Origin of the sequence: Mucilaginibacter gracilis (assembly GCF_003633615.1) — a bacterium.
GTDB lineage: Bacteria > Bacteroidota > Bacteroidia > Sphingobacteriales > Sphingobacteriaceae > Mucilaginibacter > Mucilaginibacter gracilis.
Map to the genome: position 1 here is coordinate 2962636 of NZ_RBKU01000001.1, position 12924 is coordinate 2975559.

Genomic DNA, 12924 nt, shown 5'->3' on the forward strand with positions numbered 1-12924 from the left:
ACTGAAAAAACCGCAAAGATACTGAACTATCTTTACGGCTAAGGCGGATTAATGCATCCCTTTTGGGAAATCATCAAGTAATTAATTTATTAACCCATTAATAGCAAAATTAATGAAATATAATTCTTTTGCTCTTTTTTTTCGTAAAATCTCCATTAAACGACTTCAAAGGCCCGTTTTCACGCTTTCAATAATAACGTTATTATTGATCTTAGTTTTCAATACTGCGCACGCCCAAACGGATAACAACATTACGCTAAAATTTAAACACGCTCCGTTATCAAAAGTTTTAAAAACTATCAAAAACCAAACCGGTTACGTGTTTGTAACAGGGCAGATAGATTTGGCTAACATTTTTGTAGATGCCGATTTTAAAAATGCGGATATCAGGACTGTGCTTTCCTCGTGCTTACCCAAGGTGAGCCTGCAATATTTTATCTATGACAAAACCATAGTTATTACACGCGGGACAACTGATCCTGCAAAGTTAAACAACATCTCCAGGTCAGATGAGCTTTCGGGAATTATTGTAGGTGAGGATGGCGAAACACTGCCGGGTGCTAACGTTGTAATTGTTGGCCTGCAAAAAGTGGTGCTTACCAATAACCGCGGTTACTTCACCATGGCTGGTGTGCCGGCTGATGCCACGGTGCGCATATCTTATACGGGGTATATTACCCAAGAGTTATCAGTGCCTATAACCCGTAATTTGGGTACTGTAACTCTTAAAATTAACACTAATAAATTGGATGAAGTTCAAGTATTAGGTTATGGACAAACTACCAGTCAACGATACAGTACGGGCTCCTCTGCTAAGATACCAGCAAGCGACATCGCTAACCAGCCCGTAACCAATGTTCTGCAAGCACTTGAAGGGCGTGTTGCCGGGTTAACAATAAGGCAAACAAGCGGTTTGCCGGGTTCAGACATTGATGTGCAGATTCGTGGGCAAAGCTCCATAAACCCCAATGCCGGTATCCCAAACTCTACCAATGTTGTCAAAAATGTGCCGTTGTTTATTGTTGACGGTGTGCCATTTCCTGCGTCGGCTATTAATCAGCAATCATCAAACGCTGATAAGAATGGGAACTATAACTATCTAATTGGTCCAAATGGTAATGGCAGCCCTTTAGCTACCATCAACCCCAATGATATCGAGAGCATTGAAGTATTAAAAGATGCAAGTGCTACCGGTATCTACGGATCAAGAGGCGCTAACGGCGTCATTCTGATCACCACAAAAAAAGGAAAAGCTGGTAAAGCAAATATGTCTGTGGGGGCAAATACCGGCTATAGCTATGTACCTTCATCTTTACCGGTACTTAACCTGACTGATTACCTGGCACTGCGAAAAGAGGCGTTTGCAAACGATAGCAGGACCCCCACCGCTGGCAACGCGCCGGACCTTACACAGTGGAGCCAAACAACTCCCACCGATTTTAAATCGCTTTTGCTGGGGAAGCCGTCCCATACATTGAGTTCAAACTTGTCCTTTTCAGGAGGTTCAGGCGGAACAACATTTATCATTTCGGGTAGTTATGGTCGTGAGAGTTCAATTTTTAATGATGACCGTTCTTCAAGCAATTACGGGGTTCATTTTGGTTTAACTTACGCTAGTGACGACCAGCGTTTTAAAACATCTGTGTCGGCTTTGATTGGCAATGCTACCGGTAATTTGGCAAACATTAATTTTTACCAAAACGTTTTTACCTTACCACCTAATTTTCCATTGTACAACGCCGCAGGCCAACTATATTGGTATAACGGGATACCAGGGATTGCTAATCCCTTATCGCAGCTTAATATGAGCTACAAAAATGCGATGACCAACATGAGTACGAGTATCAACTTGCAGTATTCCATTTTACCGGGCTTAGATGCACAGGTAAACTTAGGATACAATAAAACACAGTCAAATCAAAATTCCCTACAGCCGTCTACATCGTTTGATCCCTCCCAATTGGCTTATGCAACGCCTTCTGCATCCTATACTGAATCGTACAACCAAAACTTACTGGTAGAACCACAATTAAACTACCATAGAACCGTAGGCAAAGGGGCCCTAACCGCGTTTGTAGGCGGTACATTACAAAAAACGGTATACGAACAACCTTTTTTGATCAGTGCAAGCGGCTTTCCGTCAGATCAGTTCTTAAATAACCTTTCCCTGGCTACCAGTTACCAGATATTTAACGGATACAACGCTTACAGCTATGCTTCGTTACTTGGTCGTGTAAATTATATTTGGGATAAAAGGATAGTTTTAGACGCTAATTTCAGGCGTGACGGTTCTTCAAAATTTGGACCAAATAACCTTTATGGTGACTTCGGTTCGGTTAGCGGCGCATGGATTTTCACAAACGAAAGCTGGCTGAAAAACAAACCCGATTGGTTTAGCTTTGGAAAGCTGCGTGCCAGTTATGGTTCAATTGGCAGTGATGGTGTGCAAAATTACTCTTACCTGTCTACTTACTCCAGCAGCGTAAATAATTACTATTCAGGAGCTAATGGCTTATCCCCGGCAAGGTTGGCAAACCCTGATTATAAATGGGAAACAACACATAAAACTGATGTCGGTTTAGATATCGGCTTATTTCAGGATAAAGTATTGTTAAGTGCAGCATATTATCGTGGAGTTACTTCAAATCAGCTGTTGCCAACCCCATTGCCTACGCAAACTGGTTTTAATAGTTACGTGCAGAATTTTGACGCAAAAGTTGAAAATTCCGGCTGGGAATTTACTTTAGTTAGTAATAATATAAAATCAGCTAACTTTTCCTGGTCAAGTACCTTTAATGCCGGCTTTGCTTCGAATAAGCTTTTGTCATACGCCGGACTTGACAAATCTATTTTTGCTTCGGCGTATGTTGTAGGTAAACCTCTTTCAGCGCTTTATCTGTTGCACTACACCGGCATTGGTGCCAACGGATTACCAACTTATGAAGACGTTGATAAAGACGGTGTAATAACAACAAGCCAGGGCTACAACACGGGAATAGGCGACCTGCTTTACGCCGGAAAAAGCACGCCGGATTTATCTGGCGGTCTAGGGAATGCCTTCAGGTATAAAGGCTTACAGCTTAATGTGTTTTTTCAATATACCGTTGGAGCGGTTGATCAAGGTATTTTATCTTATCTGTCGGCACCTCCGGGTGGTTTATCCAATGTACCTGAGGCTATTGTGTCGCAAATGCGTTCCCTGGGCTTATCTAAACTTTTTTCTTCCAGGAGCTATTCTTCCGACTTTAATAACTTTCGACAGTCAGACGCTTTGCTCAGCAAGATATCATACGCCAGGTTAACCAACTTGTCCTTATCCTACAATTTGCCTGCTCAGGTTACAAAAAAACTTGGAGCAGGAGCAATCAACGTTTATCTGCGCGGGCAAAACCTTTTCGTATTTACACTTAGCGGAAAATCTTATCCGGGCATCGATCCCGAAACCGGTCCTGTTGCGGTACCACCTTTACGTGCTTTTGTTGGAGGTTTACAATTTTCATTTTAATATCATGACTACAACTCATTTAAATAGATTGCTTTGCTCCGGCAGCAAGAAATCCACAAATTCAGACGTGAAAAACAGGGTGCTTTTTTTCCTTTACCTGTTGATCGCGCTGTTGACAACCGGCTGTAAAAAACTGGTAGAACTTGATCCGCCAAAAACCGAATCTGTACCTTCTGCGGTTTTTGGAACAGATGCCAGTGCCGGAACAGCTATGACCGGGCTTTACGCAAGTCTTATAAATAGCAGTTCTCCGTACACAACAATTGGCTACCTGGGCAGCTTGTCTGCAGATGAGTCTGACCCTACCAATGCCTTTTCTTTTTACTTGCCTTTTGGCACGAATACCTTAACGCCTGATAATGGTAACATACAAAATTTATGGTCTGGCATGTACGCAACAATTTTTCAGGCCAATAGTATAATCGAAAACATTCAAGCCTCCAAGGGGATGAGTGACGCGGTAAAATTGCGCTACACCGGCGAGGCGGAATTTGTGCGTGCGTTGAGCCACTATTACCTTACCAATTTTTTTGGGCCGGTGCCGCTCATTACCACTACGGATGTAAAAACTAACGTAGCCGCGGGTAGATCTGATACTGCTACCGTGTATAAACAAATCATCGCCGATTTGGTTGATGCGCAAAAAAACCTTCCGGTAGACTATACTTCCTACAATAACAGGCGCGACAGGGCCAACCAGGGCGCGGCTGCGGCATTATTGGCTAAGGCGTACATGGCTACGGGTGACAATGCCGGCGCGGAACGCGCGGCCTCGGCGGTTATATCAAATAGTCTGTACAGTTTGCAAACCGGGGGAAATATTGACAATGTATTTTTAAAGGCTAGCCCCGAAACGATATGGGCCATTAACCCCGAAAAGTCAACCGGCCATACCGTTACAACTGATGCAACCTATTATGGAACCAGCAGCCTTTACGGAGCTTTATATGGCCCGGAGTATGTGCTGTTGCCCGGCCTGATCAACAGTTTTGAGTCCGGCGACCTGAGAAAGACCCATTGGATCAATACGTTTAATTATCAGGGCACAGACTATTATTATGGAGCTAAGTATAAAGATTACAACCCCAATTTAAAGCCAAGCGAGTACGATGTTGTTTTAAGGTTATCAGAACAATATTTAATCAGGGCAGAAGCGCGCATTAAGCAAGGGAATATTGCAGGCGCCCAAAGCGATTTAAATATTGTGCGCAGCCGTGCGGGGCTCGGTAATACAACTGCATCAACCAGCCCTCATTGTTGTTATGCGCGAGGTTGGCTTTAATGTTGGTGGTAACCTTAGTTTGGTCATTCACCAATTTCAGATCGGTGATCACATCTTTAACATTACTATATGTGACAGAAAAATTGAACTTGCTTCCTATATTATATCCTAGCCGGTAATTGTCTGTAAAGGAAGGTTTAAGATAAGGGTTTCCATTATTGGCGGCGTAGGCGCTGTTGTTGATAAAAAATGGGTTAAGGTAATTGTAAGGCGGCCTGCCGATGCGCCTTGAATAAGAAAGCGAAAAGGAACTGTTTTTAAGTTTATATCCGGCAACCACGTTTGGAAAGATGTTCAAATAACTGCGTTTAACTATGCTGTCAACTGTAACAGAATTTCCATTAGTATAAGTCTGTTCTGCTCTCAAACCTAATTGAATAGTAAACTTGGCGAATGTTTGCTTGGTGCTTACATAACCTGCCAATACGGCTTCCCGATAAATAAAGTCATTATTTCCTTCATTATTAAGCGGCTGGCCAGCAACACCACTTTGTACATCAAATTCATTATTTATTTTTACATAACTGGCTTTTATGCCTGCTTCTAATATACCTTTATAATATTTTTGTGAATAGTCTGCTTTATAACTGTATATGTGCGATAGCGTGTTGCCGCTCTGTAGCAATTGCTGCAAAGGCGATGAAGCAATACCCTGTTCATTAAAAGCTAACAAACTCAAATTGTTGTCATTGTTATATTTAAATATACCACCGTCGGCATCCATGCTGATCTCCTGATGCTTTACCGAGTCAATCACAACCTTGTAGTTAACATTAACATTGCCTCCTATACTCCTTCTTGGATCAGTTGAAACACTATACCGGGAAGAATCTTTGTTTGTGGCCTTTAAGTTGTAGATACCGGTTTGTGTGTTAATATTGGGGATGCTATAACTATCATATCCGGTAAATAACATGCCTATCACATCATTTTTATTTAGATAATGATCCCAACCCATCCGGATATTTTGACTGTGATAGGGGATGGCATAAGCGATAGAATCCAGTAGACGCTGGTTAATGTCGGTAAGGTAAGTGTTCTTTTGTATTTCCTGCGATTGTTTGCCAATGCCATAACTGTAAGTGCCAAAAATATAATTGTTACCGCTTCGATAGTTTAATCCCGCTGAAATATCATTGTTTGAAAAATATTTCCAGCCGTGCCCGGCAGTCAAACTTAAATAGGCATCATAACCCGGTTTGTTGCGTTTGAGGGTTTTAATGTTGATAATTCCGCCATTGCCCTGTGCATCAAACTTTGCCGATGGATTATAAACAACTTCTATCTTACTAATACCTGTAGGCTGTGTACTGTTTAGCAAATTCATCAACTCATTTCCATTTAAGTGCGTTGGTTTACCATCTATATTAATGGTTACGCCTTTGCCTTCCAGCACAATCTCATTTTGGTTAATAATATTTACTCCTGGTATCTTTTTTAAAATGTCGGCAGCGTTCATTCCAGCTTTAGGGCTTCCATCCACATTAACCACCATACGGTCAAACTGCTGCTCAATAAGTGGTTTTTGAGCCTTGATGACTACTTCACTCAAATCCTGAGTTTGCGGTTTTAGTTTAACAACCACGGCCCCTGTATTTATGATATTTACCTTATAAGGTAAAAAACCGATATGGGTAATATATAGATAAGCTTCTGTATTGTTGATCGTTATTTTGAAATTTCCTGTACTATCGGAAGTGGTACTACCGATCCGTTTGTTGCTTTTATAGTCGAATACAGAGATCGTAGCACCGGCCAGCGGCATATCGGTTTCTGTATAGATGGTACCCTTAACCTCCTTTTGCTGCTGTGCCAACAGCAATACCGGTAGCAATAGCAGGCTAAATAGGCAATTTAAAAAGTACATATTTTTCATGTGATCCGTATTGATGACATGAAAGTATTACGCTGATAAAAAGTAAAAGAACAAAATCTTTAAAAGAGTTAAAAAGCGTTGCCAGGGCGTATTTTTCATCTGCAAAGCGGTTGCAGATGAAAAATGCCCGTTTGCAGACAACCATCCAAGTCACGAGGATTATGTAATTGTATTAGCTGCCAATAAGTTATTTTTGAGTTATGAAGCCAAAGCTGTTGTTGCTGTCTGTATATTTTATTGCATTTTACCTGTTTACTGATTTTAACTGGCAGATAAATAATTATCTAAATGGGTATGGTATGTACAGGTATTTGCAATATAAGCGTGGGATAGTTTCGGAGTTTTCGAGTATATTTTGCTTTTTGCTGGGTGCCATTGTTGCCTATTTTAATTTCACTGAGTTTTTTTACAAACGGAGGCTAAAAGGTATATCTGTGATGGTATACTTACTGCTTGCCATACCTATAATGATTGTCTGCCGGTATCTGGTGCAGGAAGTATTGGTGTATCGTATTTGGGGCTTTCACAACTATAGTGAAAACATGCGTCAGCCTTTAAGATATTTCTTGGATAACATTTATTTTAACATTTATTACAGTGGGTTCGGCGTAGTGTTTTTCTTTATACAATATTCTGTTTACAATCAAAAAAAGGAAAGCGAATTGATGTTGCAGAACCGAAATGCCCAGCTGTCTTTTTTGCGTTCGCAGATCAATCCCCATTTTTTATTTAACAGCCTCAATAACGTTTACACGCTGGTTTACCAGGGCTCGGCAAAAGCCTTGCCGTCTATTAGCAAGTTGTCCGAATTATTACGCTATATGCTTTACGAAAAAGTGGAACTGGTACCCTTAAATAAAGAGGTACAGTATTTACTTAATTATATCGATCTGCAACTGATGCGTTATAATTTTGAACCTGCAAAACAAATCAATATCCATGTTCCTCCTAATAGCAAGCTGCTTATAGCGCCCTTAGTACTCATTCCCTTTGTTGAAAATGCGTTTAAACATGGTGATCTGAAAGATACGGAGCAACCATTACTGATAGATTTATCTGTGGAGGAAGATCAGTTAAATTTTACGATAGTTAATAAAAAGAGTAATTTTAATAAAGATGAGGCGGGTGGTATCGGGCTTGATAACGTGAAAAAGCGTTTAATGTTAATTTATGAAGCTAAGCATCAATTAAATATAGAGGAAACAGCAGATTTGTTTACGGTTAACCTTAGTATTAAAATACATGAATAAAGGCAGGAAAATCAATTGCATGGTAGTGGACGATGAGCCACTGGCTTTGGAGTTGTTGGCAGATTATATCGCCAAAATACCCGGACTAAATTTAATTGGAAGCACATCTGATGGATTAATGGCACTTGGCCTGGCCAAGAGTGATGAGGTTGACCTTGTGTTTTTAGATATGCAAATGCCTGAATTAAATGGCCTCCAATTTATGAAGATTTTGCAAAGGCGCTGTATGGTAATTATTACCACAGCCTACAGCGAATATGCACTTGACGGATATGAATACCATGTTATTGATTATCTACTTAAACCGATCACAATAGAACGATTTATGATAGCGGTTGAAAAAGCACAGCTGCATTTTTACGGCATACTACAGAAGCAAGAAGCTATTGTTACGATGATGCCGGTGACGGTAAATTATATTTTTATAAAAAGCGATTACCGGATTGTTAAAGTCAATCTCGATGAAATTTACTATCTGGAAGGTGCAAGAGATTACGTAATTATTCACACAATGGCAGGTCAGACAGTTACACAGCAAAGTTTGAAAAGCCTGGAAGAACTGTTGCCTGCAAACCTGTTTGTGCGTGTTCACAAATCATATATTATAGCTTTGGCTAAAATTAATTTTATTGAGCGAAGTAGAATCTCTATCAATCAGCAATTAATTCCTATTAGCGACACGTATAAAGATAAAGTTGCGGTTTTAACTAATAAAACAATTGCTCTTTAAAAGCTCCATTCGTTTTTCCGGAAAAATAAAAGAAGCTATAAAATAGTATGGTTTGTAAGCGGCCGCGCTAAAGAAAAATGCCAATACAACACATCGTTTTATTCTATACTTCTTAATAGTCTAACTATTTATATTAGCCTGTTTCGCATTTTCAAAACTAAGCGAATAAGCTGCAAGTATTACTTTTATTTTGTTGACCGAGGCTGTTTTACTTTTTTTTGGAGGTAAAGCATTGGTTTCCTTTAGCTATATTTTGCAGCGTTTTATCCGTGTTTTACAAGCATGAAATTTCTGATCATTAACTCATAAAATAAATAAAAAACTTTACCGTTTAAGGTTTGTTGCTTGTTGTAAATATTTGATAAACAAATAATAAACTATGAAATACTTAAAGTTAGCACCCCTGGTGCTGTTAATAGCCGTTTTAACCCAAAGTTGTGTAAGTAAAAAACAGTACACCCAGTTGCAAAGTGATTATGGCAATTTGCAAACTGCCAATCGCGATCTTACAGCTAAATATCAAACTACCGAGTCTGAACTTTCGGGTTCAAGGAGCAGGGTTACGAGCCTTGAAGAGCAAATTGCACAACAAAAAGCGAGTTTGGCATCGTTGCAATCGGCTTTGGATAAGTGCTTAACATCTGGAAGCCAAGGAAATACCAATATATCTAAACTAGTTGATGAGATCAACTCGTCTAACAAATACATTCAACATCTGGTAAACGTTAAAAATACCAGCGACTCGTTAAATATGGTATTAACCAATAATTTAACCCGGTCGTTAACATCCGACGAAGCAAGAGATGTTGATGTAAAGGTGCTTAAAGGAGTGGTTTATATTTCACTTTCGGATAATATGCTTTATAAATCTGGTAGTTATGAAATATCCGACAAGGCCGGTGCTTCGTTGGCTAAAATAGCTAAGATCATTACCGATTATAAGGCCTATGATGTGCTGATTGAAGGTAATACAGATAATGCGCCTATTAAGCAGGTAAATATCCGTAATAACTGGGATTTGAGCGCGCTAAGGGCATCGTCGGTTGTGCAGGCATTGCAAAACAACTATGGGGTTGATCCTAAACGTTTAACCGCTGGTGGCCGTGGCGAGTATAACCCTGTTGCTGATAATGGTACCGATGGTGGCAAGGCCCAAAACAGGCGCACGCAAATTATCATCACTCCAAAACTCGATCAGTTTATGGATTTGATAGGCAAACCACCGGCTCCAAAAGAATAATTTTAATTTAGAAAATACGCGTGTCCGCGAAATATTGATAAGAGTAAGCAAGCACGTAAAAACACAAATTAAATAGCGGCATATTTAATCGTGCCGCTATTTAATTTGTGTTTTTGCGTGCTGTTTTTTTATGCCAATACCTCAACCAACTTTTTGTTCAGTTTATAGTCTCTTATACGTTTTATCAAACAATACCCTTTAATGCAACGGCCAATCATGTTGCTTAAAGCACTGCTACTCGGCGTCTATCACCATTTTTTGTACTGCAAAGGTATATAGATGTGTTTTGTTATCTGTTTAACCTAATCAAATAGCCGTGGGGATGCGGGTTTCTTCAATCATTCAAATTTTGTTTTAAATAAATTGATACCTCTGGTTTAGTGATGGTTTTGCCAAATACAACTATATGGACGAATGGCTAATCGTCATCATCCTTTTTTTTCTTTTCGAGAATAACAAATGCACTACGACGAGGGGCAGGCATAACAGAATTTTCGCCCTTTACCGATTTCCAGATTACTTCGTTTAAAACCAGGTCGGGCACGGCATCTTCTTTAGTTAGGTTAAAAGATTGTGAGCGTTTACTGCTGCCGTTGCTGGCCACATTCCGTTGCTCCAAATTAACCTGTGCCGGTTTTGCAATGTATGGCGAAAAATCGGGCTTGTTGGTAAAGCAATCAAATAGGGGTACGGCAGATGCATCGTACTGGCTCATCGGCGGAAGCCCAAGTATAAGTTCGATGGTGCGCAATACGCCCGATGTTGAATACATTTGATGAATAGCAGCATTACGCTTTACGTATGGCCCTGCCACAAATACGGGTGAACGGTGTGCATCCACATGGTCTGACCCATTTTGCGCGTCGTCTTCTAAAATAAACACAACCGATTCTTTCCATATCGGGCTCTTCGAGAGGTGTTCAATAAAAAGCCCGATAGCTAAATCATTATCGCCAACGGCAGCAATAGGCGATATGGCACCCTTTTTTTGCCCGCTTGTATGGTCGTTTGATATACGGATGGTGTTAAACTGAGGTACAGCGTTAGCTGTAAGCAAGGAGTCAAAATCATGTGCCCAAACTGCCTCACGTTTTAAATCTTTAATTTGGAGATCAAAGCCCGGCGATTGCTCGCAAAAGTGCCCTTGTAATGCCTTAATGTTGGGTTTGCCATCGTCAACAAATTCGCCGTAGGTGCGGTAACTAATGCCGGCTCTTTTGCAATAGTCCCATATATACCCATCGCGCGGGTCGCCAATCTTACGGGTACCTTCCGAGTCATAGTTACCTCCACGGCCGCCATAGCTTGTTGGCCAGGTTTTTTCAATAAAATCGGTAGCGTAGGCAGCAGTACTCCAGTTATGGCCGTCGGCACTAACTTCGGCATCAACATAAAAATTATCGAGCAACACAAACTCGCTTGCAATAGCGTGGTGGTTTGGCGTAACTTTTTTACCAAAAATACACAAGCTGGTATCGCCGTTTCCTTCGGCCATGTCACCTAAAACCTGGTCGTAGGTGCGGTTTTCTTTAATAATATAAAAAACGTGCTTAATGGGCGATTTTTGATCTCTCGTTCTTGGTATCGGGTTTCCTTCTTCGCCGGGCGCCAGTGCTGCAATCTTGTCGTTAAAAGGAGTGTTAAGGTAAACCTGTTTGGTATAAGCTTTAAGGTCCTGGGGCGTAGGCGCGTCTATTATTGATAGCGTGCCTTTAAATAAGCCGCCAATGTATTGTTCTTTTGTATTGGTTGCGCCCTTTTTATAGCCACTGTTATCGGTTTTTTTAATTGGTTTTGGTCCATTGGGGTTAGCCATTGATGTAAAACCTTTACCGTTTGCAACTAAAATTTTATTGCCCAGTGTTTTTAAGTTTGTAGGATACCAGCCAACAGGTATAAAACCCAAACTTTGGCTGCTGCCCGGCTTTGATACATCAAACACAGCAAGGCAATTATTATCGGCGTTGGCTATGTAAAGTGTTTTTTCGTCTGCCGATAGTGCTAAACCGTTAGTAGTTGATCCGGTAAGGGTGGTTGGGTATAATGCTGTTGAAATTAATTCGACAGTGTTACCAGTCACGGTATTAATAACCGAAACCGAATTGTCGTTTGCATTGGCAACAAACAAAACGGTACCCTTTTTATTTAAAATTAGCTCATTAGGGTGGTTGCCGGTTTTTATATAGGTTAAAGCGTTGGTAATGGTGTTATAACAAGCTACTTCGTCGCCGCCCCAAATGGAGATGTATAAAATCTTTTCATCCGGCGAAAGCACGCAACTGTATGCTTCGGCAGGCAGCTTAACTTGTTTTAAAACTTGGCGGCTTATGGGGTCTATCACATATAAGCTGCTGTCTTCCTTGGTAACGGTATATAAACGGTTATCGCTTTTGTTAACCGTAATACCGGTGGCGCAAATTTTATTTTTAGGCCAGGGCGCTCCCAACTTTATAGTATCGGGCTTACCAAGTTTGTTGTTTTGAATTTGAAAGGTTAGTATACAATTATCGTTACCGCCCGATGCGTAAATTTTCTTTTCGTCGCGACTGAAAGCCAGGCCATACCAGGCTTTACCCATTACCATTTCGTCAAGTTGTTTTTCGTTTTTCGGATCAATGAGTTGCAGCGATTGGGTGCTTTGCCCATTGTTGGTAACTGCCAAATACCTGCCTGATAAGGACAATTGTATGTTTAAAGGTAAATCGCCCAAAGGTAAAGCACGACCGGCAGGACTAAGTTTCCAACCGTTTGGCAATAAAACCTGATTTGTTTTTTCTATTTTACCGGGTACTTGTGCCTTTACTAAAAAGCAAGTGGCAGATAGCATTGCTACTAATAGCAACTTTTTTATAACTGTCAGTTTTTTAAATAACATCATAACCTGGAGAAATGGATTGAATAAATATAGCAATAACCCCATACAACCTATACTCTGGTTGCTGCATTTTACGCCAAATAGATAGCCGCAAAAGTACAGGTGCAACAAAAAGGAAATGTTATTACGATGTTAATCAATTATTACCATCGTAACGGAGTCCATG

Annotated in this window: 6 protein-coding genes and 1 pseudogene; 5 read left to right on the forward strand and 2 right to left on the reverse strand. The window is 40.5% G+C overall.

Translation table 11 applies throughout. The features are described from left to right. Nucleotides 1-205 precede the first annotated feature (205 nt). On the forward strand, nt 206-3505 hold the full coding sequence (locus BDD43_RS12710; protein ID WP_162847062.1) for a SusC/RagA family TonB-linked outer membrane protein: 3300 nt from the start codon (nt 206-208) through the stop codon (nt 3503-3505). Between the two features lie 4 nt (nt 3506-3509). Continuing rightward, nucleotides 3510-4787 (forward strand): RagB/SusD family nutrient uptake outer membrane protein, encoded by a 1278-nt coding sequence (locus BDD43_RS12715; protein WP_121198019.1) that lies wholly within the window; start codon nt 3510-3512, stop codon nt 4785-4787. A 22-nt stretch (nt 4788-4809) separates the two neighbouring features. Here BDD43_RS12715 and BDD43_RS30590 read toward each other — a convergent pair. Then, a pseudogene (locus BDD43_RS30590) lies at nt 4810-6663 on the reverse strand (outer membrane beta-barrel protein); the annotation flags it as partial. Between the two features lie 200 nt (nt 6664-6863). Between BDD43_RS30590 and BDD43_RS12730 the strand changes: the two are divergent. From BDD43_RS12730 to BDD43_RS12740, 3 genes are all read left to right on the forward strand, one after another. Continuing rightward, complete coding sequence (locus BDD43_RS12730) at nt 6864-7913, forward strand: sensor histidine kinase (RefSeq protein ID WP_121198022.1); 1050 nt, start codon at nt 6864-6866, stop codon at nt 7911-7913. Further along, nucleotides 7906-8643: a LytR/AlgR family response regulator transcription factor gene (locus tag BDD43_RS12735; protein ID WP_121198023.1), complete on the forward strand. Its 738-nt coding sequence runs from the start codon at nt 7906-7908 to the stop codon at nt 8641-8643. The genes BDD43_RS12730 and BDD43_RS12735 overlap by 8 nt, the downstream gene beginning before the upstream one ends. Nucleotides 8644-9022: 379 nt before the next feature. Beyond that, the gene (locus tag BDD43_RS12740) at nt 9023-9883 is read left to right on the forward strand and encodes an OmpA/MotB family protein (protein WP_121198024.1); all 861 of its coding nucleotides are present in this window, start codon (nt 9023-9025) and stop codon (nt 9881-9883) included. Nucleotides 9884-10301: 418 nt separating this feature from the next. Here BDD43_RS12740 and BDD43_RS12745 read toward each other — a convergent pair whose 3' ends face one another. Beyond that, nucleotides 10302-12761: a bifunctional YncE family protein/alkaline phosphatase family protein gene (locus BDD43_RS12745; RefSeq protein ID WP_121198025.1), complete on the reverse strand. Its 2460-nt coding sequence runs from the start codon at nt 12759-12761 to the stop codon at nt 10302-10304. Nucleotides 12762-12924: the final 163 nt, after the last annotated feature.